Raw genomic sequence first — 23,862 nt, forward strand, 5'->3', positions numbered from 1 at the left:
ATTTTCAGACTCTTACTACATCTTTTCAGACTCTTACTACATATTTTCAGGCTCTTACTACATCTTTTACGAAACTTACGACATTTCCTGGATTTTTAACCCATATACCTTTTTACAAACTACTTCTCCAGAAACAAAAAAGGATAGACGCAATATCTCACATCTATCCTCACAACACTATATCCTTATTTAAAAACCGGTTCTTTAAACTGGGCTAATTTTTCTAAGGAAGATTTATCTACGTCGGCGTGCAAGCTGTTTCCGTGCGAGTCCATGGTTACTACGGCTGTGAAGCCCTCTACACGCAGATGCCACATTGCTTCCGGAATACCGAATTGCATTAAATCGACACCTTCAACAGATTTGATGCAATCTGCGTAATACTGAGCCGCACCGCCAATGGCATTAAGGTACACGCCTCCATGCTCTTTCAAAGCAGCCAGTGTTTTCGGCCCCATGCCGCCTTTACCAATGACAGCGCGGGTTCCGAACTTCTTCATGATATCGCCTTGGTAAGGTTCCTCACGAATACTTGTTGTCGGACCCGCAGCTTTAACATGCCACTCACCAGCGTCATCCTTTAACATAACCGGACCGCAATGATAAATAACTTGTCCATTTAAATCAACTGGTGCCTCGTGATCACTTAAATACTTATGAATTGCATCACGGCCTGTGTACATCATGCCGTTAATTTGAACGACATCTCCAACTTTAAGGGCACGGATCTGTTCTTCGGAAATTGGCGCCTCAAGCGTGATAACATCCTCAGATGTAGCTGCCGTTTCCTTCGCTGCCTCTTCCTCAGCAAAATCAATGAATTCCCCGTCTTGGTACATCCATTCGTTAATTTCGCCTGTTTCCGCGTTCACACTTACACCTAAACGGCGGAATGCCCAGCAATTGTAGGCAACCGACACATAAAAGCTTGCTGGAATACGATTCATCACACCGACTTTACACCCTAAAAGAGTTGCCTCGCCGCCAAAGCCCATGGTGCCAATTCCTAATTTATTTGCATTTTCCATAACATACTCTTCTAACTTGCGAAGTTCTTCATTTGGGTTCACATCTTCAACGGAACGAAATAGTTGTTCTTTGGCTAAATCATATCCAGAGGAACGGTCGCCGCCAATCCCAACGCCAATAAAGCCAGCACTGCAGCCTTGTCCTTGTGCTTGATATACGGAATGCATGACACACTTACGGATTCCATCTAGGTCACGTCCAGCGCGGCCAAGACCGTCTATTTCACATGGTAGGCTGTATTGAATGTTTTTATTTTCACAACCGCCGCCTTTTAAAATAAGACGAACGTCGATATAGTCTTTTTCCCATTGGTCAAATTTGATAACTGGCACCCCTGCACCAAGATTATCACCACTATTTTCACCTGTGAGTGAATCAACCGAGTTCGGGCGTAATTTTCCTTCTTTTGTTGCTAAAACAATGGCATTGCGAATCGCTTCTTTAATTTCTAACTGGTTTACACCAACTGGCGTTTTGATTTTAAAGGTTGGTAAACCGGTGTCCTGGCAGATCGGTGACACTTGATCGTCAGCCATTTTGATATTGTTTGTAATCGTCGCAAGGCTCATCGCCGCACTTGTTCCAGCATTTTCTATTTCCTTCGCCCTTTTAACGGCCCGGCGTACATCCTTAGGAAGTTTTGTTGATGTTTCTACGACTAGCTTGTACATGCTTTCTTGAAATTTAGAAATATTCAATTCGAGTACCCCTCTCCCTATGTTCCCCAATAATCTTTTTCAATTTTCAACGTTTTTGCACGTTTATATTATACTCCTATACCCTCTAGAATTAAAGGATTAGCTTGCAACCGTTGCCATGTTAATCGGAAAAAAAACCATGTAAATTTTGGATAAGGAAACTCACCTCCCTCCAAAATAAAAAAAGAGCCTGTTGATTAAACAGACTCACTCACTTCGCGATTATTAAATTCTCTGCATTTTGATTCCATATCATCTAACATTGAAATTAAGCGGTCAATATCTTCAAGATCCGTATCTTCAGGATCAATGGCATCGAGCACGTCAATGAACATGTTTAAACGTTGTTTTAAAAAATTCACTTGTGTATTTTTATCTTCAATTGGATTACCCAAACTGATTCACTCCTTTTCGTTAACGTTCTCATCCTACCGAAAAATTTATACTTTGACAATCGATTATTATTATTTTGCCCTATTTTTAAAAAATAAAAAGACTCCTTTACGGAGGAGTCCTCAACTTTAAAGTCATCTTGGTCTTTCAGATGCAGCAAATCCAAAGGAAACATAATCCTGTACAGGAATCCATGCACCAATCCCTTGGGACGTGACATTTTTAATTACGATAAACTTTTTGCTTCCTTTTAGCATTAAGTAGACTTCACCGTAGGTTACTTTTCCTTTTTCATTCACACCTGGTGCATAAGCGTATAAGTAGCCTAGGCGGTTAGGAGGGATGTTATAAATATGATCATTCTTTGTTCCTGCTCCAATAATCGTATCAAACGAAAGTGGAAGATTCGTTTTTTCCATCGCCTTTAATAGCATCATTTTTTTCACATCTTCGGCATTGGCGATTTTAGCCGTTAGACCGCCTCTGATGATTTTTTGCGACTCCTGAACATACTTAATCTGATACGGCACTTTACCGCCACGATTATCGAAATAATTGGTGTTTATTTTTTGGAACTCCCAATTCGGGGAGGTTTCGGTTGATTCGTAATTCAAGGGCCACTGGCCTAAGTAAACGATAGCGCGATAACCAATCGCAAATGGTGTGCTATTAATACTCGATTCATTCAACATCCGGATTAAATCAGGATTTTCAATTTTGACCTTTGAAGAATTAATCAACTTCTTAGTTAATTCACTTGGTTGCAGTAATGGCAGATCCTGTGTCGAATTCGGATAAGTATTTTCCTTGGTGATATTCCGAACCGAAGCTGGGACTTGATATTTAACCGAGACTTTTTTCACCGGAACCTTTTGTGCATACCCTGACGGAATAAAAGTTAACATTAATAGCAGTGTCAAAAGAACAGAGACATTTCTCTTCACGAGTTAAACTCCTTTCACTAATAGCATTAATCAGTCTGATAGTAGTTTTTTCGGAGTTGATGTATTTTATCCATCCAAGCAAGTAATTTCATTATTTCGCCTGAAGACGGACCATTAATTTTTCAAAAAATGGAAAAAACAGTTGAATGGCAGGCCCTACCGTAAAGGTGATAATTATGGTCCCGTATGAAATAGGCCCATGCAGAAAAAATGCAGGAATTAAGGCTGTAATTTCCCCAATCGTTTTTGCAACCATTAAATTAACATGAAAACGTTCCTTGATTGCCAACATAAAATTATCGATTGGACTTTGTGGGAACTTAGCCTGAATATAAATGGCTGCACCAAATCCAATAATCAAGATGCCCATCATTAACATCCCAATTTTCCCCATAAGTTGGTTGACTTGAAATAAATCAAAAACAGTGTCTAGCCAAAAATCAACTAAGGAACCAATAATAATAATAGTTAGTAATGAAAGCAGATCCGGTCTTTTTTTTAATAAAAGAGAAACTACGATGACTAAAACCGCTCCATCAATCATCACCCATTTTCCCACTGATAACCCAACCTTTTCAGTTAGGATTACATTAAGTGCGTCCCATGCTCCTACACCTATATCGGCTACTTCAATGGTCATACATACTCCGAAAGTCATAATAGCTAAACCTAAAATAAAAAATAAAAACCTAATTAATAATTTCATTTGTGGCTCCTTTTAGGGGAAAAGTAACATAAATGTAATAATCAGAACATTTACAAAATTAAAATTTCGTTATATAATATACTTAATCTATCAAGTAAGGAGGGCTGTAATCAATCTGCTACCCATTTACCTAATTAATATTAAGGAGGTTGGGATTCCCGTCTTATATGAGATTCAACACTCGTGTTCATGTATCTAAATAAACATGAAGGTTGGTGATTGATGGCCCAAAGAAAAGCGATTGATACTTAACCCTACAAAAAAGATATTTTATTATGATAGTCCATGCAAGATGATTAACTCCGTACATGGAAGAATTTAAAAATAGTATATATTTCAAAGGAGACTCTAAACCATTAGGCTTAGAGTCTCTTTAATGTAAATTAGAGTAAGTAAAAACCAATTCCCATAATCAAATAGGCAGCCAGTAAAGTTAACCCTTCAAACCAATTGGTTTCTCCATCGTTAGAGATAACAACCATAAGGAGAACCGATGAAACCATTGCAATTAATTCCTGCCAGCTGAAAAGAAGCGGCATCGTGGTATCAAAGAAAAGAGAGATCAGAACAAGTACAGGTAAGACGAACATAGCCACTTGTAAGGTAGAACCAATTGCGATTTCCACCGCAATATCCATTTTGTTTTTAAATGCCATCACTATAGCCGAAGCGTGCTCTGCTGCATTACCAACAATTGCCACGATAATTACTCCGATAAATAATTCAGACCAACCAAGAGTATCCCCTACATATTCAAAGGTATGAACAAGACGCTCGGAAATGTATGCGACCGCCAATGTAGCGATGAAAAGAACGGCGATGGCCTTTCCTTTTCCCCATTCTGGTACTTCTTCCTCATGAGCCACTTTTTCAGTACTGGGCTGATACACGCCTCGATGGGTAACCAACTTAAAAAATAAGGCCGCTAGATAAAGGACAATCAGAATGACTGATATGCCAACACTTAAGGAAAGTGTTTTTGTCTCATTCATATTTATCGAAAAAACCTCTGGAATAACAAAGGCGATTATAACAGCAAACATAAGCAGTCCCGAATTGTGACGTGCATCGTACACATTAAATGTCTGCCTCTTAAATTTTAATCCTCCAATAAAGAAAGATAGTCCTGCCACAAGTAGTAAATTGCCTAACACGGAACCCGTTAATGAGGCAAGAACAATACCAACAAGTCCTGCCTTCAACGAAAAGATAGAAATAATAAGCTCAACCGCATTTCCAAACGTGGCATTTAACAAACCGCCTATCCGTGGCCCCGCCACAATCGCAAGACTTTCTGTTGCCCTCCCCATATAACTGGCTAATGCAACAATGGTTAAACAGTAAATAATAAATAAGATGATATTTGACCAATGCATGAGCGAGCCAATAACTGAAAGTGGCACCCCAATAAGTGTCATAAGCATAAAAATCTTGTTCACCGTATTCCCTCCAAATTCTCGGATTTCTAATATATATATTTTTTCCTTTTGTACCCTAATTTACCTAAACTAATCATAAAAGTCTAGGGAGTTTGTTCACTTGCAAATGGCGGATTTTCTCGTTACCATCATTTAGGAACTATTTAAAAATATTTGAATGAGGAAGTTCTATGAATAAAAATAACCTTCGTTTTTGGATTCTTGTTAGTATTGTTGCCATATCTGGTTTTTCGCAAGGCATGCTGTTGCCGCTTATCGCAGTAATTTTTGAAAAAAGTGGCGTTTCACCTTCATTAAATGGCTTAAATGCTACTGCACTTTATATTGGAATTCTACTTGTGTCCCCTTTCATGGAAATGCCTCTCAGAAAATACGGTTATAAACCGGTTATTATCTATGGTGGCGGGATCGTAATTGTTTCACTTGCTTTATTTCCATTATGGGAGACATTTTGGTTTTGGTTTGCTCTCCGATTACTGATTGGCATTGGCGATCATTCCCTCCATTTTGCCACACAGACTTGGATTACTTCCTCCTCCCCAGCTGCAAAGCGGGGACGTAATATTTCTCTGTATGGTCTGTTCTTCGGGATTGGTTTTGCCTCCGGGCCATTAATGACACCATTAGTAAACGTAAATCAATCACTGCCCTTTATTGTTTCCTCGATTTTATGTTTTATTGGTTGGGTCTTTGTTTTTACTCTTAAAAATGAACTGCCTGAACAAGAAGTTGGTATCAATTCATTTCTAGCCACAATCAAGCAGTTTAGAAAGGCATTAAAATTTGGATGGGTTGCTTTATTACCTCCATTCTCCTACGGCTTTTTAGAATCCTCCTTAAACGGAAGTTTTCCTGTCTACGCATTAAGAATGAATATAGATGTATCCAGTGTTTCAATGGTGTTATCTGCTTTTGCAATCGGCAGTGTCCTTACCCAGCTTCCGTTAGGAATTATTAGTGATAAGGTTGGGCGTAGAAATATCTTAATAACTATATTATTTCTTGGATTTTTCAGCTTTACAGCTGCTAGTTTTCTTGTGCATTCCTTTATTGGGCTGTTTGTAGCTTTCCTCATTTCTGGGATGATAGTCGGTTCGACCTTTTCGCTTGGCATTAGTTACATGACAGATTTAGTTCCAAAGAACCTACTACCGACAGGAAATTTGTTATGCGGCATCTTTTTTAGTCTTGGAAGCTTATGTGGTCCAATCATCGGGGGATTGTTCATTAAATTCTCTCAAAATGTGAGTTTCTTCTATATCATTAGTACAATGCTATTGACCCTATCAATCATCATCTTTGCTTTTGGAAAAAAGACTTTATTGGTTTTCGAACAACAAAATTCTTAATGGAAGATTGTGGAGCAAATTCATATCTAATGCATAAAATATGTGGTAAGATGAAAGAAAATAAAGATAAAATTAAGAATTGTTGCTGTCATCCTTTTGATGACAGCTTTCGTATTTTTTAAGGGGATTGATTTTGATTATTCTTATCAACTAGGAAATTGAGAGGGGGAGATCCTATGAATTCAGAAGCAAAGACTCTAACAAAGAGTATTCACAAAGTAGGTTTCTTAGAAAAAATCAAACCGCATGCAGAATTGATTGCTGCTGGATTAAGCGGTGGATTCATTGCTGCTGGCTGGATATTGGATAAGTACGGAAATGGAGCAGATTCCATTATTGCTTACCTGCTGGCATTTATCATTGGCGGGTTTGCCAAGGCTAAAGAAGGCATAGAAGCCACCTATGAAAATAAAGAATTAAATGTGGAAATGCTAATGATTTTTGCTGCCATAGGTTCAGCAATTATTGGTTACTGGACAGAGGGTGCCGTTCTAATTTTCATTTTTGCTGTAAGTGGAGCATTAGAAACCTATACCATGAATAAAAGTCACAAGGAAATTTCCTCTTTAATGAAGCTTCAGCCAGAAGAAGCCTTGCTTATCTCAAATGGTTATGAAAAAAAGGTTCCTGTTTCAGTGCTCCGTGTCGGTGATTTTATTTTAATTAAGCCTGGGGAACGTGTCCCTTCTGATGGAATCATCATCAAAGGACAAACGAATATCGACGAAGCTGCAATAACCGGCGAATCCATGCCTGTCTCAAAAGGAACTGAGGAAGACGTTTTCGCGGGTACCGTTAACATGACTGGTTCAATTACTGTTAAAGTGACAAAAGCGAGTCATGATACCCTCTTTCACAAAATCATACAGCTTGTTCAATCAGCTCAAAGCGAGAAATCTCCCTCACAGCTGTTTATTGAACGTTTTGAAGGAGCCTATGTAAAAGTTGTCCTATCCGTTGTTTTATTAATGTTTTTCCTTCCCCACTTTATGTTAGGCTGGAGTTGGCAAGAAGCCTTCTACAGGGCAATGATATTATTGGTGGTTGCATCCCCTTGTGCACTTGTTGCTTCTATTATGCCGGCCACTTTATCCGCCATCTCAAATGGAGCGAGACATGGGATATTGGTAAAAGGTGGGGTTCATCTTGAAAATTTAAGCCATCTAGGGGCAATTGCCTTTGATAAAACGGGAACACTTACCAAAGGGAAACCAGAAGTAACTGAAGTGATTGTTAAGGAAGGACTTGATCGAGAGGACCTTATTTGGAAAGCAGCTTCAATTGAAAGCCATTCTAACCATCCGCTTGCAACCGCGATAGTGAATTATGTTAAATTAAGCATTAATAAGGATCTCCTTTATCCAGAAAGTCTTGAGGATGTACCAGGCTGGGGTGTTAAAGCGACAATTAACGGTGAGCAGTGGAAAATTGGTAAGGCTGCCTTTATTGGCAATAATCATGTTGACAAGTTTGCTGAAGGTAAGGCAAAGGATCTTGCAAGTCTTGGCAATACACTTGTATACATTGAAATAAATGGTAAACTGAGTGCGATCATTGCCATGAAGGATGTAGTTCGCAAGGAAACAAAACTTGCCATTGATCATTTAAAAAAGCAAGGTATTCATACGGTCATGCTTACTGGGGATAGTGAAAAAACAGCACGAGCGATTTCCTCTGAAAGCCATGTAGATGAATTTTTCGCCGAATGCTTACCTGAAGTAAAAGTAGAAAAACTTAAGGATTTGAAAGAAAAGTATAAAACTGTGGCAATGGTAGGTGACGGGATTAATGATGCACCCGCGCTAGCAATTGCCAATGTCGGTATTGCCATGGGCGGAGGAACTGATGTTGCCCTTGAGACTGCTGATATTGTCCTAATGAAAAATGATTTGCCGCGAATTGCCGAGGCCATCGATCTTTCCAAACGCATGAATAGAATCATTAAACAAAATGTGGTTTTCTCTATAACTGTAATCATGATCTTGATCTCATCGAATTTCTTTCAGATGCTCGATTTGCCATATGGAGTAATCGGTCATGAAGGCAGTACCATTTTAGTCATTCTAAATAGTCTTCGATTGCTTAAATAGGAAAAACCGGATGAACATTCATCCGGTCTTTTTATTTTCATATGGGATTTAACCCATTAGTGATAGCCATTCGAGCCGTTCGCAGACCCCGAAGTTTTATTTCCTTTACTACCTTTACCTTTTTGCTTTGTACCGCCATCTTTTTTAGTCTTCTTTGTCATAATAAGAACCTCCCTGAAGTTAGTTTGCCTTCTATCTTAGTTTGAACAGATGGGCTATTTTCATGAAGGAAACTATTAGCAATTCTTACGATTCTTTTCACTATAAAAAGCGTTAATTTCTCCACCTAATATAATAATAAATGCCGATATGTATAACCAAATCATTAAGACAATAATTGCCCCTATACTGCCATAGGTGAGCGAATAATTACTGATATTTCCAACGTAAAAGGTTAATCCAATCGAGGAAATAATCCAGCCCACGGTAGCAAAAGCTGCCCCTGGAAAGGCACTCCGGCATTTTATTTTTACGTTTGGTGCAATCCAATACAATCCTGTAAAAATGAGAAACAAAATAATCGCACTAACTAGCCAGCTTAATGTGTCCCATACCTTAATAAATTCTGTCGTGTAGCCCATTTGAGAAAATAAAAAAACACCTATTTCTCTGCCGAATACAGGAAGAACAATCGCCAGAATTAAAACAAAGATCATACCAAAAGTTAAAAGAATAGCCATCCCTCTAGAGACAATAAACGAGCGGCTTTCCTTTACATTATATGCCTTATTAAAAGCCTTCACAATCGCATTAATACCGTTCGATGACGACCAAATCGTACCGATGATCCCGAACGATAACAACCCGCCATTCCGATGATTCATTATGTCATGGACGTTCTTTTCAATTAGGTCCATGGCCTCGACAGGTGCAAAATCCCTTACGATCCCAAGCATATCCTGATGGGGAATTGGAATATATGGAAGGAGCGTAAATAAAACAATCAGGAGCGGAAATAGGGACAGTAGAAAATAATATGCTAGCTGTGCACTTAATCCAGGTAGATCATCTTCATCGACCCGGTGCCAAAGTAATTTTAATAAAGATGAGCGAACATTCCCCACCTTTTCCATTTCCATCCTCCTTTTTAATGAATTTTTTTTTCTTCTCCTAACACTTCTTCAAAAAGGAGTGCTTCGTCACTTTTTGAGAATGTTTCCTTCGTTTCTTTTAAAATGTCCGTTACCTGAGGTGTTATCTCTCGTAATTCTTCCACTTTATCTGTTATATAAGATATATCCTCACTGACTTGCTTAACGGTTGTCTTTAATTTTTCTGCAGTTTCCTTCACCTTATCAGTAATCTCTCCTGGATTTTTCATGATATAGGTAACCTTAGTAGTGGTTTTTTGTACGTTTTCTTTCATCACTTCACGTGTTTGTTTATCTAAAAGGCTGATTGCCCCGCCAGCAAGTGCTCCAAGTAACATTCCGCGCCAAAATTGATTTTTCTTTGTCATGTTAACCTCTCCTTTAATCTTAATTATTATTATCATCAATAATACCCGATGATAATAATACCAAAACCCTCTTTTATTTATTTTGCTTCATAGAGGATGGCCACGCAAGTCCAACTGATACTTTTATCCATTTTTTTGGCTAAATTAAATTGGGGGCGTTCCTAGGAATTTTTTATTGACATATAATTTTCAACATGAAAAGATGGACATAATAATTCGCGGAAAGGGTGACCCAAATGAACTTATCAGAAAAATCAATTGAGAATGTCGAATATATGATTGAGCAAATAAAGGAAAAGCTAAAGGTTTTAAACCTTGGAGCCATAAAACCTTCGCATTTTGATGAAGAAATGTACGAGGAATTAAAAGAGATTTATGATATGGTCCTTAGAAAAAATTCATTTAGTCCTAATGAAATGCAGGCCTTAGTAGAAGAGCTTGGAAGCCTCCGAAAAAAATAAGCTAAAAACCCGTTATTGCACATAACGGGTTTGTTTTTATTCCTGTTCAGTTAAGATGACAGGTCCATCCTTTGTAATCGCAAGTGTATGTTCGTATTGTGCTGAATATTTCCCATCAATGGTCCTTGCCGTCCAGCCATTGTTATCCATCTTCGTTTGGTATCTACCTACATTAACCATGGGTTCAATTGTAAAGACCATACCTTCTTTAATTCTTGCGCCTTTTCCTGGCAGTCCGTAGTGCGGAACATCCGGCTTCTCGTGTATCACTGCTCCAATCCCATGACCAATAAAGTCTCGAACAACAGAAAAACCTTCGCTTTCAACATAGGTTTGAATTGCGTGCCCGATATCCCCGATTCGATTGCCGACAATCGCCTGTTCTATCCCTTTATAGAGTGCTTCCTTTGTAACATTTAATAAACGTTCGGTTTCCTCAGATACCTTTCCTACTGCGTAGGACCAAGCGGAATCAGCCAAGGCACCATTGTAATTGACAACCATATCCACTGTCACAATGTCCCCATCTTTTAAAGACTCCTTCCTTGGGAAGCCATGGCATATTTCGTCATTTATGCTTGCACAGGTTGCATATTCATAACCCTTATAACCCTTTTGTTCTGGTGTTGCTCCATTTTTCTTAAGAAATCCTTCAACAAATTCATCGATTTCCCAAGTGGTTATACCTGGTTTGATTAATTTTCCAATTTCTTTATGACAAGCTGCAAGTATTTCTCCTGCCTTTTTCATTGCTTCAATTTCACGTTGTGATTTAAGGACAATCATTTTAGGAGGGTCCCCTTCCTTTTTGTTTATTTTTATGTATAATATTCAAAATTGTTATTCGTCTAAAAGCCATCCTTTTAGTGAATTATACAATTGACCACTATTGGCAACAATATTAATATTAACCCTATCCTGTTAATTTTTCAAAAATACTTTATTGGTGAAACTTTTTCTCGAAGTTCATATTTTTGTCATATTCCTTTGTTCTTAATATGGTACTTTTCTATTCTTTTTGATAGAATTAATGTAAAGTGAATAATAATTAGGTGTGTGAGAATTATGATCGGTGATCGCGTAAAAAAATTCCGCTTAGAAAAGAAAATGTCACTTTCCGAACTTGCTGCTCAAGCAGGCGTGGCAAAATCTTATTTAAGTAACCTTGAAAATAACAAACAAGAGAATCCTTCTATAAAGTTTCTTGAAAAAATTGCAGTTGTCTTAAATATACCTATTGATCATTTAATACATGAAGAAGTCAATAAAGCGGAATTAGACATTGATTGGATGAATCTTGTCAAAGATGCAATGAATTCTGGTGTTTCCAAAGAACAATTTCGTGATTTTCTTGAATTTAACAAGTGGCGTATTAATCAAAACGACGATAAATAATAACCTGTGAAAAGGTCTTTTTCAATTTGAACAAAGAAAAGCATTCTACAAATACTCCCATTTGTAGAATGCTTTTTTTATTTATGTACACTGTCGTTCCGTGATTAACTCATAACCTCTTGTTGGCTAAGGAAGTCACGAACTGCTTTTATGGATAATCCCAAGTCTTTTGCTTCTAATATGAGTTCCATCCATTCTTGATCGATTACTTCTACTTCACTTTTTGTAATAACCATTTTTCTCACTCCTAAAATACATTGTGTATTCCAGGTAGCCCGGCCATCGTAACAAGTCATACTTGCCTTAGATCCTCGGCTTTGCGTCCCTGCTTTTCAACAGGTTTGCCTTTTTCTGATACTAATACAACTTAAGTATGACTGTATTAGCTTATCGTTCTTATGTGATAGGTCGATTTACTTAATCCTCATTGATATTATATCTAGTGCTATTTTAGTAGGGTGTTGTAATTTGTCGTATTATTTTAATTTTCACACATTTCTTTCTAACAAATTATGCCAAACATCTACAAAAATATCCCAATTACAGCTTAACCCCTGCTGGGTATGTCTTAGACCGCATGTGTAAACCAGATCCCCCGAAAGATAAAGCTGGTGAAGAGTGAATCTATTTATAGATTCCACTTTCAGACAGCTTTTTCTTTTTTAATAGTAATTATTTTCACTCCAATCAGGGAATGCTACTTTTGATGACGAAAGGAGTGTTGAATTTGGCACGTGGAGAACATTTTGAACATAAAAAGAAAAACCACCCAGGTAATTTTCCAAAAGACAGTTTAACAGAAAAGCATGCGAAACAAGCAATTGGGGACGAAGAATTTTTAGTGGTAAGGGAAGCCTTTAAAAATCGAGTGGAAGATGAGGATGAATATCGAGGAGATACTGCTCGTTTACTAAATGACCAGACAGAATAAAAGGCGTGAGCACTTCACGCCTTTTTATATCCCTAGAATTCGCCTTTTTCCACACTTAAATTTCTAATAAAATGTGAAAATTCAACTGCTTTAAGCCAATTAGCTGCTTTTTCGATGTCCTTGGAAAACACCCTGTCTTGTTTAATCGAAGCTACCTGTTCGCGGCCTTTATCATAAAACCCCCTGGTATAAGATGCCATTTTTTCGATCCCGCGAATTTCAACCGCCTGCATGGCACAAATTAGTTCAATTGCGATAACTCTGCGTGCGTTCTGGATAATTTGATAAGCATGCCTAGAAGCAATTGTTCCCATACTTACATGATCCTCTTGATTTGCGGAAGAGGGAATCGAGTCGACACTGGCAGGATGTGCGAGTGTTTTATTTTCTGAAACAAGCGCTGCTGCCGCATATTGCATAATCATTGCACCCGATTGCAAACCAGGTTCAGGACTTAGGAAAGCCGGTAAATCATTTAGCTGTGGATTAACTAATCTTTCAATTCGTCTTTCCGAGATATTTGCTAGTTCCGCTACGGCAATCTTCATAAAATCCATCGCAAAAGCTATGGGCTGTCCGTGGAAGTTCCCCCCAGAAATCACCTTTTCTCCATCATCAAAAATTAATGGATTATCCGTTGCTGCATTCATTTCGATCTCTAATTTTTCTTTCACATAATCCAAGGCCTGCCAAGATGCCCCGTGAACTTGTGGAATGCAGCGGAGAGAATAAGCATCTTGAACCCGTAACTCGCCCTGCTGTGTTGTCAATAAACTATCGCCTAAATAACGACGAATTCTCGCTGCTGTGTCAATCTGCTGTTTGTATCCCCTTGCGACATGAACTTCTTCTGCAAATGCATCGATAATTCCGTTTAACCCTTCCATTGTCATTGCAGCAATCAGCTCACTTTCATGTGCTAACTGTTCTGCCTCCAAGTAACCAATAACACCCATTGCTGTCATCGCTTGAGTACCATTAATTAGAGCTAGACCTTCTTTTGCTTCCAATGTTACGGGTAGAATTCCTTCTAACTGGAGCGCATCAAAAGCATCGATTTGCTTACCTTTGTAAAATACCTCTCCTTCCCCAATTAGAACTAAGGCAAGGTGAGAAAGCGGGGCTAAATCACCGCTCGCACCAAGGGAACCTTGCTGTGGGATGACAGGAATGATATCTTTATTCACTAACTCTAATAACTTTTCAATGACAATAGGTCTGACTCCAGAAAAGCCCTTTAGTAGTGCGTTAGCCCGAAGAAGGACCATGGCTTTAGAAACAATTTCCGGAAAAGGTTCACCTACCCCGCACGCATGGGAACGAATTAAATTAAGTTGCAGGTCTTGAACATGACTCTTATCGATAAGTACATCGCTGAATTTTCCAAATCCAGTCGTAATTCCATAAACTACCTTTGATTCTGAAACAATTCTTTCTACTGCTTCACGGCTCTTCTTGACGGCTTCCATACTCTTGTCTGAAGCATTAACCTTTTGCTTGCCATATAATACATCTTTCATCTGCTCTAATGTTAAGCTTCCACCTGTAAGTGTGATCATTTTGTCCCTCTCCTCTACCACTGTAGTATAATAAAGAAAGAGGCTGGATTCCGAATCTATTTGATTTGGAGTCCAGCCTCTTTTATGATTAATTGATCGAATATTATTAGATGCCACATGGGATCATTCCATTCTTTAACTATCTTATTGCTAATTATTGTATGTGATGAAAAGCTTATCTGTCAATTTAATTTTCTGAATTTTAGCACGATAACACTTTAGTACGATAATAATGAAAAGCGGAATCGCCGGTTTAGCGGCGTATGAGCTACAACGATTTAAAATAAAGGAAAGTTCCGTTATACTATAAAAAGGTCAAATTGGATTTACCCGAAAGGAGTAATTATGAAATCTCTCGTACTTGCAGAAAAGCCAAGTGTGGCTCGTGAACTTGCTCGTGTCCTTGGCTGCAATCAAAAACATAAAAGCTATATGGAAGGCAATCAATATATTGTCACATGGGCCCTTGGACACTTAATCGAATTAAAAATGCCCGAGCATTATGACACGAAATATAAAACATGGAATTTGGAAGATTTACCGATCATTCCACAAAAAATGGGCTTGATGGTCATGAAGCAAACAAACCATCAATTCCGTGCCATTGAAGCGTTATCCAAACGGAAAGATATTAACGAATGCATCATTGCAACGGATGCAGGTCGTGAAGGCGAACTGGTTGCCCGCTGGATTCTTGAAAAGCTCCACTGGAACAAACCTTTAAAAAGATTATGGATTTCTTCACAAACAGATAAGGCTATAAAGGATGGGTTCAAACAATTAAAACCAGGCAAACAGTTTGAGGACCTCTACCATTCAGCAGTTTGCCGAGCAGAGGCGGATTGGTTAATTGGTCTAAATGTGACAAGAGCATTGACCACCAAATACAAGGATCCTCTATCTGCAGGTCGGGTTCAAACCCCTACGCTTGCACTTGTTCTTGAGCGTGAGCAGCAGATTCAATCCTTTGTACCAAAGGAATATTGGACTATTCGGTCAGAAATCGGCCCGCTTTCAACTGATTGGGAACGAGACAATGAAAAGCGCATTTTCGATAAAGTAAAAGCGGAAGCGATCCAATCGAATATCAATGGGAAAAAAGCTGCACTTGAAAAAATTGAGCGAAAGAAAAAATCAGAGCCGCAGCCTCTACCCTATGATTTAACAGAGCTACAGCGTGATGCCAATAAGCGATTTGGTTTTTCTGCAAAAAAGACTTCAACCGTCTTACAGCGTCTTTACGAGCAATACAAATTGGTTACTTATCCAAGAACCGATTCACGCTATTTAACAACAGATATGATGAACACAATGACAGACCGCCTGCAAGGAATGGCTTCTGGATATAGAGATGAAGTCCGCCCTCTTCTTGCAAATAGGGGTATTGTGCTTGCCAAACGCGTTTTTAACAATGAAAAGGTAACGGATCACCATGCCATTATTCCTACGGAACAACGTCTGAATCTTAGTGAGCTCGATTCAGACGAAAGAAAACTATACGATATCATTGCCAGACGTTTCTTAGCCTTGTTTTTACCTGCTTATGAATATGAAACCATTCAGGCTACCTTCAAGGTCGAAGGTGAGACATTTACAGCAAAAGAGACGAATGTTATCGATTTGGGCTTTAAGAAAGTCTTAGGAAAAGAAGATACCGAACATGCTGTAACAGGCCTGCAAAGAATAGCCCAAGGTCAGTCCTTTACGGTAAAAAATAGCTCCATCAACCAAAAATGGACCGAACCACCGCATCGTTATTCTGAAGCGGATGTTCTAGCTCAAATGGAGAAATTTGGTTTAGGAACCCCAGCAACCAGAGCTGAAATTATTGAAAGACTTGTGGAAACAGAAGTCGTTGAACGGCAAAATGGACGCTTTCATCCAACGAAAAAAGGCAAACAACTAATTGACCTTGTCAATGATGAATTAAAGTCACCAGAACTGACGGCCAAATGGGAGCAGGAACTGGAACGAATCTCAAAAGGAAAGGCAGACCCAAAAGCCTTTTTACAAAAAATTCGCCGTCAAACAGAGCAACTTGTTTCCGAAATTAAAAAAAGTGAAAAATCCTATCGTGCCCACAATTTAACTGGTTCTAGATGTCCGGAATGCAATGAATTCTTAAAGGAAAGAAATACAAAGGATGGGAAAATTCTTGTTTGCTCAAGTCCTGAGTGTTCTTACCGGAAAAGAAAGGACCCGAAGCTTTCCAATCGCCGCTGTCCACAGTGCCATAAAAAAATGGAGATTCATGATGGGAAGGCAGGCGCCTACTTCCAATGCCGCCGTTGCAATGTGGTTGAAAAAGCAGAAGACAAGAAAAAAGCTGTCAATAAGAAAGAAGCACAAAAACTTGTCCAGAAATATACGCAAAAGGAGGATTTTGGAACAAGCTTAGGTGATTTACTGAAACAAGCCTTAAAAAATCAAGACTAACCATAATGGTAAGCACAATCCATGTGCTTACCATTTTTGTTGTATGTTCTTCCAGTTAGATAATATGATGGTATGATCAAAAACTATGGTTGGACATTTTCCGTCATAGCGATTCTTGCTCTTTCAAGTGCTGGGATGTATTGGGTAATGTTTTATTCGTTTGAAAAGCAAAAAATAGGAACATAGATGTAAAAAAGGGTCAATAATTCATATAAAATTGTACTAAAATGTTCACATTTGCCTAATTTGTATTATAATTAACTTACAAAAGTTAATATTATTAGGGCGGTGGAAACAATGGAATTATCCCAGTTCATGGCTCCAACTTCATTGTCAGGAATTATTACATTTTTAGTCCTATTTTCCGCAGGTGTTTATTTTAATATAAAAGTGTACGGCAGCAAGATGCAGTAAAGATGAGAATCTTTACTGCTTTTTTGTTTTTATAAGACGGGCTCTTGCTTCATAGCTATTAGTTTCTTTTTCCAATTAATAACGCTACAATATAGGAAGATTCGGAAAAAGGAGACGTACATATGAGTGAATTTCAAAAAAAACTTGAAAAATATGCTGAACTAGCCGTTAAGGTTGGCGTAAATGTTCAGGAAGGTCAAACCTTAGTCGTTAACGCCACCTTAGATGCGGCCGATTTTGTTCGTCTGATTGTTAAAAAGGCATACGAAACTGGTGCACAAAATGTCATCGTTAACTGGCACGACGATACCGTTACGAGAACAAAATATGACTTAGCTCCCGATGAGGCTTTCCTTGAGTACCCTGTTTGGCGTGCCAAAGAAATGGAAGATCTAGCAGATCAAGGTGCTGCCTTTATGTCGGTTATTTCCACTAGCCCTGATTTGCTAAAAGGCGTGAATCCAGAACGGATTGCCAACTTCAATAAAGCTGCAGGAAAAGCACTGGCGAAATATCGAAAGGCTGCACAATCAGACAAGGTAAGTTGGACTGTTATCGCAGCTGCTTCACCGGCATGGGCAGCTAAAGTTTTCCCAGATGAGCCTGCTGAAAACCAAGTAAACAAACTTTGGGATGCGATTTTCAAAGCCGTGCGTGCAGACGTTGAAAATCCAGTAGAAGCTTGGAAAAAACATGATGAAACCCTTCATGAAAAAGTTCATTATTTAAATGAAAAAAAATACCAAAAGCTTCATTACACTGCTCCTGGTACAGATTTAACGATTGAACTTCCGGAAAAACACATCTGGGTGGGCGCAGGCAGTAAGAATGAAAAAGGCTTCGAGTTTATGGCAAACATGCCGACCGAAGAAGTGTTCACTGTTCCGTATAGAACAGGTGTCAATGGTACAGTTGCTAGCACCAAGCCTTTAAGCTATGGTGGAAATATTATTGACCGCTTTTCGATTACGTTTGAAAATGGAAAAATTGTTGGGGTAAAAGCAGAAGAAGGCGAAGAAATCCTTAAGCGTCTTGTCGATACAGACGAAGGCTCACATTATCTTGGTGAGGTCGCACTTGTACCATATAACTCACCAATTTCCCAATCAAATGTCCTTTTCTTCAATACATTGTTTGATGAAAACGCCTCAAACCATTTAGCGATCGGCAGTGCCTATGCTTTTTGTATTGAAGGCGGCAAGAAAATGTCTTCCGAAGAATTGAAAGAGAACGGTCTGAACGAAAGTATTACCCATGTCGATTTCATGATTGGTTCCACGGAGATGGACATCGATGGAATTACTGCTGATGGAAAAACAGAACCCGTATTCCGAGGCGGAAACTGGGCTTTCTAATCTATGCACAAAAAGAGCAGGCTCCCTGCTCTTTTTTCTATGGTGAAAAAATAATGGCTCCCTCCTTTTCCTTTGCAACTTTTTCACGCATTTTATTCAACTGTTCAATTGGATCCTCAGGTACGACTTTTCCTATTAAATCAATAAGACCGAGTGATTTTAATAAACCCTCTTCCCAGCTTTGAAGTTTTTTTGTCAGTGATGTGTCACCTCGGCAGACACTACTCAATAATATTTTCTTTTCAATGGCTTCATCAATTAGAGACAAGGCCAGTTCCTTATTGATTACTCCCTTTGCATCCTCCATTTGTTCACAAACGGATTTTACAATCTGTTCCACCTTTTCCGTAGTTCCGCTGACAATTGGGTCAAGCGACTTTGTTACAGGCTCAAGTGGGTTCAAAACCGTCTCAAGCTTTTTTGTTACAGACTCGAGCGGTTTCAAAACTGGCTCAAGTGGTTCTGTTACTAGTTCTAAAGGCTTCACTATTGGCTTGAATGGGTCTACTATCGGTTCCAATGGTTTTGGAACCGTTTTCAATGGATTGGTCATGACTTCAATCACATCTTCAACCGGTTCAGTGATTTTTCCAATCGCATCAGATGACTCCACTATTTTGGAACCCTCTTCACACGTGAGAGGCATATGTCCACTAGAAATTTTATCAAGCTCTTTATCCAATTGATGAAGTGGAAGAGAGCTTAAATCTTGAATAATTTTCAACCTTCCTGGCTTGGGTGCAGATGATTGACCGGAAACCGTATTAAGAACTAACTGCTTAATAATAATATTCTCGGATTCCATAAAATGAGCCACCATGACCACCTGCTCCATCCCAAGCTCTGGAACAGTTTCTGATGCCTTTACACAAGCCCCTTTAAACACAATAGCCGATGTATCAACCGTCATATTCCTTACACTAACAGGTCCATTTGCTTTTAAACTAATACTTACAGGACCCTTTGGGGAATTTACCTGCTTGGTTAATTTCATTCCATAAATGATTGCGGATTTATAATGAAACCGCAGCATTAGTTTACCACTATTTGTAGAGGTATCTTGTTTAATAATGTTTGCAGTCATACCCGAACCAACGACTCGGTCTGCCTCAATTACAAAACCATCTGTAGTTTGTTCTTCCGCTTTTACTGCTCCACCATTAGTGAAAATTGTTAAAATTATCAACGGGAGACATAAGCTTAATAAGATCAGCTTGCTTAACCACATATTTTGATCTCCTTTAGAAAGTCTGGGCCGTTTTTTCTAGATCAGTTGGGGGTGATTCTTTTACTTTCACTGGTCCAAGCCGCCATGCCATCAGCGATGCCCCGCCGATAATTCCAATTAGCGTGCCAATAAGGAACCCACCTAATGCTCCAATAACAGAAAGTATGGATAGAAAAATAGTAAAGATTCCTAGAATTTTAGAAGCATTAGGAAAGAATAAGGCCACAATTCCAATCAATGTAAGTAGTCCGCCAAAAAGTAAGCCTATGATAGCTATCGACCCTGGAAGGAATGTACTTAAATACAGGTTTAATGGCACCCATAAAATCATGACTCCGCTGATTATTGTGATCAAAGCACCCCACAGCGGCCGGCTTTTTCGCCATTTAGTAAATCTCATCTATTTTCCTCCATTTCTTATTTCTTATTAATCTTTTCAACTGTCAGTCTCATCCCGTTCATATTAATCGTTTTCTGAAACAGATAGTGTGTTTTCAGCTTTGCATGCTCTAAGGTAATTTTCGATGAGGTTTGTTGGAATTGTTTTTGCCAATCATCGCTATGATTTTCTTTTAGCGCTAAGTTTTGGAATTTTGCATCCGCTTCAATAAGACCTGCATCGTGTTGTAATCCGGTAATCTGTACAGGTTTGGAGGCCGTAATCTTGACTCGAATCCATTGCCCGCCAACCTTGAAATCCTTGTATAATTGCAAATTATCAATTGTCAAATTTTCTATTAAATTTGTGCCTTGTGGAGCCGAATCTTCGCTGCTTGTTTCACCCATTTTTGGAAAAAAGGTGTAGCCATTCCCCTCCAATTTATCAAACTCTACATAAAAGTCACCCACACCAGCAATTGGGACAGCGTATGCTACCCCCGAGATTCCAAATGAGACTAATAACAGCGCTAATACCAGAATTCCCGACCCTAAAGCTGACCAGAAAACTCTTTTACTTGTCATCCCCTCAACAAGCTGAATTGAACTTTCCATAAACACCCTCCTACTTTCTGAATTTTATAATAATATTCTTTTTAATACCTTACTACGGTTATTTCACCACCACAATCACGAAATATATCGTATTAAAACTTGTACCCCGTCAAATGTCGGGTACGGATTACTACTACGGACATATTGAAAAATATTCCACCGAAGAATATAAAAACGGATATTGGTGGAGGTGGTACCAACATGGAGCACAAGGTGGAGCAGCTTATACAAAAGGGACTATCTATTCTTATCGGGCTTAGTGAACCATTCATGAAAGAATGGAAGGAAGTTCTATCCACATTAAAATACAGAAAGGACAGTTTAGTTGATGAATTTACTGTCATCATCCAGATTGCCTTCGAACAAGTATTTAACGATAAAATCCCTAGTGTAGACTCCTTCATCCTTTCCCTGCTTTCTGAATGGAAAAATCGTTTCGCCACCAAATATGATGAAAACGAGACGATATTTTTGTTAACAACGATTGAAAATATATTTCACAGGCTATTATCTGAAAATAAAGCTTCCACATTTCTCGATCATCAGGCAGTCCAATCTTTTTTTTCGAGAATACTTGACCAGACATTGTTAACACAAGACATAGAAGATCGGAATGAGAAATGGGTAAAAACAATTATCGCTACTAACGTCATTCCAATGGATTGGATAGCTGTCATTAATAAGGGACAGGATGATTATCAGGTGGATAGTGTGGTCTGTTCTGAACTAACTCAAGTAGCTAGCCCTTTAATTGAAATGTCCAAAGGTTTAAAGGCTAATCAAATAGACCACTTATCAACCGCAATTGCTAGACTATTAGGAACAGGAAGCGACGGGGCTTCCATTGTACAAATCCCTTGTTTGAATGACACCCTGTTAATCGGGCTGCAACGTGAAGACTTTCCAGTCAGCAATCATGAAATTGACTTTATTAGAGGGATGTATTTACGCCAGCTAAAACTACATCATCTTGAAAGTAAGATGGAATGGAAAGATGCATCACTACTCTTCTTACAGCACTTGTTACGAACCCGAGGTGCGGATGAGGCGGTTAAGGCGATAACTAAGGGCTTAGTCGAATATATGCCCTTTAATCGCTGTGCCCTATTTATGTATAATCACTACGAGGACAAAGGAGTCGGAGTTTCTGGATATAATGTAAGCAATCCCACTATTCAGCAGATTAGGGAAGAATTAATTAAGATCCCCTTACTAAAGAAATATTTACATTTATTAAATCATTCTCAGCCCCTTTATTTTGCTGATGCTGCTGAAGTGTTACCGAACAAATATGTCCAGGAATATAAATTAAAGTCACTAGTGGTATTACCAATATTTGTTCCAACAAAAAACAAACTGATCGGTATTGCCCTTTTGGACAAAGGGGAAGAGTCTCAATTTGAAGTTTCTATTCAAACCTTGGCCACATTAATAAAATTTGGTCATTATGCTGGGGAATTACTTTACTCTATTGGAGATGAGACACTTCAACAATTTGGGAACTCAAATGGCGTCTTAACACAACGTGAGAAAGAGGTTTTAAAATTGATCGCCGAGGGTGCATCTATCAACGAGGCTGCATCGATTCTTCATCTAAGCAGCTATACGGTTCGTGATTATGTTTCTATAATCATCCAAAAATTAGCTGCAAAAAACCGGATTGATGCAGCTGTAAAGGCGATTAAGATGAACTTAATTTCATAATACATGGTTTGCTATTATATGTGATGAAGGTTACAATGTACAATTAAGAAAAAAGCTTGGAGGATGTTTTTTATGTGGAGTGAATTTAAACAATTTGCCATGAAGGGCAATGTCATCGATTTAGCCGTCGGGGTTATTATCGGTGCAGCATTTGGAAAAATAGTGTCTTCTCTTGTCGCCGATATAATTATGCCCTTAGTTGGGGTAATCATTGGAGGCGTTGATTTTGATTTTTCTGATCTTGCCTATGGTAAATTAACATATGGTAAATTCATCCAAACAGTCGTTGATTTCTTAATCATTTCTTTTTCCATTTTCCTCTTTGTGAAGTTTCTTAACCGATTTAATAAGAAAGAGCAACCAGCAGCGGTTGTTGCGAAAGTGGACCGAACGGAAGAGCTTTTAGCAGAAATTCGCGATTTATTAAAAGAAGATAAAGATTTTTTAAGAAAAAATGAAACATCTTGACCATATCATCGTATATGTTAGTAATAAATAATTTTTGAGGTGAAAAATTTGTATACTCAAACATCTACTGAATTTTTGCCATCTGTTTTACGAACATTTGCCCTTTCGCTTGCGATTGCTTTCTTGGGTACAATGGCAGGAGTATTTGTTCCATCTAGCCTATTTATGCCATTAGCCATTTTAGAATTTGTCATGCTCATGGTTGCCTTTTTTTTCAGACGCAAAAAGGCGATTTCTTATTCATTCTTATACATTTTTACATTTATATCTGGAATAACCCTTTATCCAATCGTAGCTTATTACTTAGCTACAGCAGGTGCTAACGTGGTTGTTATGGCATTCGCCAGTACAACGGTTGTTTTTACAGGTGTTGCTATTTATGCGACTAAATCAAAACAAAACTTTTCCTTTTTAGGAGGATTCCTGCTTGCTGCCTTGCTTGCATTAGTGGCCATTTCCATTTTTAATATCTTCTTTCCATTAGGCTCCACAGGGATGCTTGCTTTCTCAATTATTGGAGTGATAGTGTTTAGCGGTTATGTTCTTTTTGATTTCAGCCGAATGAAGCATTACGGTGTAAGACCGGAAGAAGTACCATTGATGGCATTGAACTTATATTTGGATTTTATTAACCTTTTCGTCAGCATCCTTCGTATTTTGGGGATTCTTTCGAGCAAGGATTAACTAGGAAAGCGGAAGCGCCCGTTTAGCGGCGTATCGACTGGAGCGCTCCAACTGAGATAAAGAATACACGGTGAGCGGAGCGAACCGATGTTGACTTATCGTAGGGCGGAGAGCGAAGTCCACTAGC

At 38.7% G+C, this 23,862-nt stretch carries 23 protein-coding genes and 1 riboswitch; of the genes, 10 read left to right on the forward strand and 13 right to left on the reverse strand.

The features are described 5' to 3' along the window. Positions 1-185: 185 nt before the first annotated feature. The 5 genes from J7E67_RS23880 to cax all read right to left on the reverse strand — a co-directional run bounded on the left by J7E67_RS23880 (position 186) and on the right by cax (position 5,194). Entirely contained in the window at positions 186-1,727 is a 1,542-nt protein-coding gene (locus tag J7E67_RS23880; RefSeq protein WP_285291940.1) for a fumarate hydratase, read from the reverse strand. Between the two features lie 197 nt (positions 1,728-1,924). Next, positions 1,925-2,122: an SE1561 family protein gene (locus J7E67_RS23885; RefSeq protein WP_088085809.1), complete on the reverse strand. Its 198-nt coding sequence runs from the start codon at positions 2,120-2,122 to the stop codon at positions 1,925-1,927. A 132-nt stretch (positions 2,123-2,254) separates the two neighbouring features. Further along, positions 2,255-3,025: a YfkD famly protein gene (locus J7E67_RS23890; RefSeq protein WP_251026962.1), complete on the reverse strand. Its 771-nt coding sequence runs from the start codon at positions 3,023-3,025 to the stop codon at positions 2,255-2,257. 130 nt (positions 3,026-3,155) lie between these two features. Next, positions 3,156-3,770: a YczE/YyaS/YitT family protein gene (locus J7E67_RS23895; protein WP_214715350.1), complete on the reverse strand. Its 615-nt coding sequence runs from the start codon at positions 3,768-3,770 to the stop codon at positions 3,156-3,158. Between the two features lie 383 nt (positions 3,771-4,153). Then, a complete protein-coding gene (gene cax, locus J7E67_RS23900; RefSeq protein ID WP_214715390.1) occupies positions 4,154-5,194 on the reverse strand; it encodes a calcium/proton exchanger in 1,041 nt (346 codons plus the stop codon). Between the two features lie 185 nt (positions 5,195-5,379). On the opposite strand from cax, the gene J7E67_RS23905 reads away from it, so the two are divergent. Further along, positions 5,380-6,558 (forward strand): MFS transporter, encoded by a 1,179-nt coding sequence (locus J7E67_RS23905; protein ID WP_214715348.1) that lies wholly within the window; start codon positions 5,380-5,382, stop codon positions 6,556-6,558. Positions 6,559-6,734: 176 nt separating this feature from the next. Next, on the forward strand, positions 6,735-8,648 hold the full coding sequence (locus J7E67_RS23910; protein ID WP_214715346.1) for a heavy metal translocating P-type ATPase: 1,914 nt from the start codon (positions 6,735-6,737) through the stop codon (positions 8,646-8,648). Between the two features lie 236 nt (positions 8,649-8,884). Here the strand turns inward: J7E67_RS23910 and J7E67_RS23915 are convergent, their stop codons facing one another. Then, positions 8,885-9,721 (reverse strand): YihY/virulence factor BrkB family protein, encoded by an 837-nt coding sequence (locus tag J7E67_RS23915; protein ID WP_180247385.1) that lies wholly within the window; start codon positions 9,719-9,721, stop codon positions 8,885-8,887. Positions 9,722-9,735: 14 nt separating this feature from the next. After that, a complete protein-coding gene (locus J7E67_RS23920) occupies positions 9,736-10,107 on the reverse strand; it encodes a YtxH domain-containing protein (RefSeq protein ID WP_214715344.1) in 372 nt (123 codons plus the stop codon). Positions 10,108-10,343: 236 nt separating this feature from the next. Here J7E67_RS23920 and J7E67_RS23925 point away from each other — a divergent pair, with 236 nt between their 5' ends. Continuing rightward, complete coding sequence (locus J7E67_RS23925) at positions 10,344-10,568, forward strand: DUF1128 domain-containing protein (RefSeq protein WP_066251264.1); 225 nt, start codon at positions 10,344-10,346, stop codon at positions 10,566-10,568. Positions 10,569-10,604: 36 nt separating this feature from the next. On the opposite strand, the gene map is transcribed toward J7E67_RS23925, so the two are convergent. Beyond that, on the reverse strand, positions 10,605-11,354 hold the full coding sequence (gene map, locus J7E67_RS23930; RefSeq protein ID WP_214715343.1) for a type I methionyl aminopeptidase: 750 nt from the start codon (positions 11,352-11,354) through the stop codon (positions 10,605-10,607). A gap of 279 nt (positions 11,355-11,633) precedes the next feature. On the opposite strand from map, the gene J7E67_RS23935 reads away from it, so the two are divergent. Next, a complete protein-coding gene (locus tag J7E67_RS23935) occupies positions 11,634-11,963 on the forward strand; it encodes a helix-turn-helix domain-containing protein (RefSeq protein WP_214715342.1) in 330 nt (109 codons plus the stop codon). A 104-nt stretch (positions 11,964-12,067) separates the two neighbouring features. Here J7E67_RS23935 and J7E67_RS23940 read toward each other — a convergent pair whose 3' ends face one another. Further along, positions 12,068-12,199 (reverse strand): anti-repressor SinI family protein, encoded by a 132-nt coding sequence (locus J7E67_RS23940; protein WP_214715341.1) that lies wholly within the window; start codon positions 12,197-12,199, stop codon positions 12,068-12,070. Positions 12,200-12,229: 30 nt separating this feature from the next. Next, a riboswitch (cyclic di-GMP riboswitch) is annotated at positions 12,230-12,319 on the reverse strand. A gap of 362 nt (positions 12,320-12,681) precedes the next feature. Between J7E67_RS23940 and J7E67_RS23945 the strand changes: the two genes are divergently transcribed. Then, the gene (locus tag J7E67_RS23945) at positions 12,682-12,894 is read left to right on the forward strand and encodes a hypothetical protein (RefSeq protein WP_306572496.1); all 213 of its coding nucleotides are present in this window, start codon (positions 12,682-12,684) and stop codon (positions 12,892-12,894) included. Between the two features lie 32 nt (positions 12,895-12,926). Here the strand turns inward: J7E67_RS23945 and hutH are convergent, their stop codons facing one another. Further along, positions 12,927-14,453 carry a histidine ammonia-lyase gene (hutH, locus tag J7E67_RS23950; RefSeq protein WP_214715340.1) on the reverse strand — a complete coding sequence of 509 codons (1,527 nt, stop codon included), beginning with the start codon at positions 14,451-14,453 and terminating at the stop codon, positions 12,927-12,929. A 345-nt stretch (positions 14,454-14,798) separates the two neighbouring features. Between hutH and J7E67_RS23955 the strand changes: the two genes are divergently transcribed. Continuing rightward, positions 14,799-16,889 carry a DNA topoisomerase III gene (locus J7E67_RS23955; RefSeq protein WP_214732984.1) on the forward strand — a complete coding sequence of 697 codons (2,091 nt, stop codon included), beginning with the start codon at positions 14,799-14,801 and terminating at the stop codon, positions 16,887-16,889. Between the two features lie 536 nt (positions 16,890-17,425). After that, positions 17,426-18,658 (forward strand): aminopeptidase, encoded by a 1,233-nt coding sequence (locus J7E67_RS23960; RefSeq protein ID WP_214715338.1) that lies wholly within the window; start codon positions 17,426-17,428, stop codon positions 18,656-18,658. Between the two features lie 37 nt (positions 18,659-18,695). On the opposite strand, the gene J7E67_RS23965 is transcribed toward J7E67_RS23960, so the two are convergent. The 3 genes from J7E67_RS23965 to J7E67_RS23975 are packed head-to-tail and all read right to left on the reverse strand — an operon-like array spanning position 18,696 to position 20,879. After that, positions 18,696-19,886: an exocyst complex component Sec6 family protein gene (locus J7E67_RS23965; protein WP_214715336.1), complete on the reverse strand. Its 1,191-nt coding sequence runs from the start codon at positions 19,884-19,886 to the stop codon at positions 18,696-18,698. A 13-nt stretch (positions 19,887-19,899) separates the two neighbouring features. Next, positions 19,900-20,286, reverse strand: a complete 387-nt coding sequence (locus tag J7E67_RS23970) for a DUF6114 domain-containing protein (RefSeq protein ID WP_214715334.1) — start codon at positions 20,284-20,286, stop codon at positions 19,900-19,902. 17 nt (positions 20,287-20,303) lie between these two features. Beyond that, positions 20,304-20,879 carry a DUF6230 family protein gene (locus J7E67_RS23975; RefSeq protein ID WP_214732985.1) on the reverse strand — a complete coding sequence of 192 codons (576 nt, stop codon included), beginning with the start codon at positions 20,877-20,879 and terminating at the stop codon, positions 20,304-20,306. A gap of 201 nt (positions 20,880-21,080) precedes the next feature. On the opposite strand from J7E67_RS23975, the gene J7E67_RS23980 reads away from it, so the two are divergent. The 3 genes from J7E67_RS23980 to J7E67_RS23990 all read left to right on the forward strand — a co-directional run bounded on the left by J7E67_RS23980 (position 21,081) and on the right by J7E67_RS23990 (position 23,735). Then, on the forward strand, positions 21,081-22,583 hold the full coding sequence (locus J7E67_RS23980) for a LuxR C-terminal-related transcriptional regulator (RefSeq protein ID WP_214715330.1): 1,503 nt from the start codon (positions 21,081-21,083) through the stop codon (positions 22,581-22,583). 72 nt (positions 22,584-22,655) lie between these two features. Further along, positions 22,656-23,051: a large-conductance mechanosensitive channel protein MscL gene (gene mscL / locus J7E67_RS23985; protein ID WP_214715328.1), complete on the forward strand. Its 396-nt coding sequence runs from the start codon at positions 22,656-22,658 to the stop codon at positions 23,049-23,051. A 48-nt stretch (positions 23,052-23,099) separates the two neighbouring features. Beyond that, on the forward strand, positions 23,100-23,735 hold the full coding sequence (locus J7E67_RS23990) for a Bax inhibitor-1/YccA family protein (protein WP_214715326.1): 636 nt from the start codon (positions 23,100-23,102) through the stop codon (positions 23,733-23,735). The last annotated feature ends 127 nt before the right edge of the window (positions 23,736-23,862 follow it).

The sequence above is a fragment of the Bacillus sp. ISL-46 genome (assembly GCF_018613205.1).

Bases quoted from the DNA above. Each gene is read 5' to 3' on its own strand.
- J7E67_RS23890 (WP_251026962.1), bottom strand. From the start codon at position 3,025: ATGTTAACTTTTATTCCGTCAGGGTATGCACAAAAGGTTCCGGTGAAA.
- J7E67_RS23895 (WP_214715350.1), bottom strand. From the start codon at position 3,770: ATGAAATTATTAATTAGGTTTTTATTTTTTATTTTAGGTTTAGCTATT.
- cax (WP_214715390.1), bottom strand. From the start codon at position 5,194: ATGCTTATGACACTTATTGGGGTGCCACTTTCAGTTATTGGCTCGCTC.
- J7E67_RS23905 (WP_214715348.1), top strand. From the start codon at position 5,380: ATGAATAAAAATAACCTTCGTTTTTGGATTCTTGTTAGTATTGTTGCC.
- J7E67_RS23910 (WP_214715346.1), top strand. From the start codon at position 6,735: ATGAATTCAGAAGCAAAGACTCTAACAAAGAGTATTCACAAAGTAGGT.
- J7E67_RS23915 (WP_180247385.1), bottom strand. From the start codon at position 9,721: ATGGAAAAGGTGGGGAATGTTCGCTCATCTTTATTAAAATTACTTTGG.
- J7E67_RS23920 (WP_214715344.1), bottom strand. From the start codon at position 10,107: ATGACAAAGAAAAATCAATTTTGGCGCGGAATGTTACTTGGAGCACTT.
- J7E67_RS23925 (WP_066251264.1), top strand. From the start codon at position 10,344: ATGAACTTATCAGAAAAATCAATTGAGAATGTCGAATATATGATTGAG.
- map (WP_214715343.1), bottom strand. From the start codon at position 11,354: ATGATTGTCCTTAAATCACAACGTGAAATTGAAGCAATGAAAAAGGCA.
- J7E67_RS23935 (WP_214715342.1), top strand. From the start codon at position 11,634: ATGATCGGTGATCGCGTAAAAAAATTCCGCTTAGAAAAGAAAATGTCA.
- J7E67_RS23940 (WP_214715341.1), bottom strand. From the start codon at position 12,199: ATGGTTATTACAAAAAGTGAAGTAGAAGTAATCGATCAAGAATGGATG.
- hutH (WP_214715340.1), bottom strand. From the start codon at position 14,453: ATGATCACACTTACAGGTGGAAGCTTAACATTAGAGCAGATGAAAGAT.
- J7E67_RS23955 (WP_214732984.1), top strand. From the start codon at position 14,799: ATGAAATCTCTCGTACTTGCAGAAAAGCCAAGTGTGGCTCGTGAACTT.
- J7E67_RS23960 (WP_214715338.1), top strand. From the start codon at position 17,426: ATGAGTGAATTTCAAAAAAAACTTGAAAAATATGCTGAACTAGCCGTT.
- J7E67_RS23965 (WP_214715336.1), bottom strand. From the start codon at position 19,886: ATGTGGTTAAGCAAGCTGATCTTATTAAGCTTATGTCTCCCGTTGATA.
- J7E67_RS23970 (WP_214715334.1), bottom strand. From the start codon at position 20,286: ATGAGATTTACTAAATGGCGAAAAAGCCGGCCGCTGTGGGGTGCTTTG.
- J7E67_RS23975 (WP_214732985.1), bottom strand. From the start codon at position 20,879: ATGGAAAGTTCAATTCAGCTTGTTGAGGGGATGACAAGTAAAAGAGTT.
- J7E67_RS23980 (WP_214715330.1), top strand. From the start codon at position 21,081: ATGGAGCACAAGGTGGAGCAGCTTATACAAAAGGGACTATCTATTCTT.
- mscL (WP_214715328.1), top strand. From the start codon at position 22,656: ATGTGGAGTGAATTTAAACAATTTGCCATGAAGGGCAATGTCATCGAT.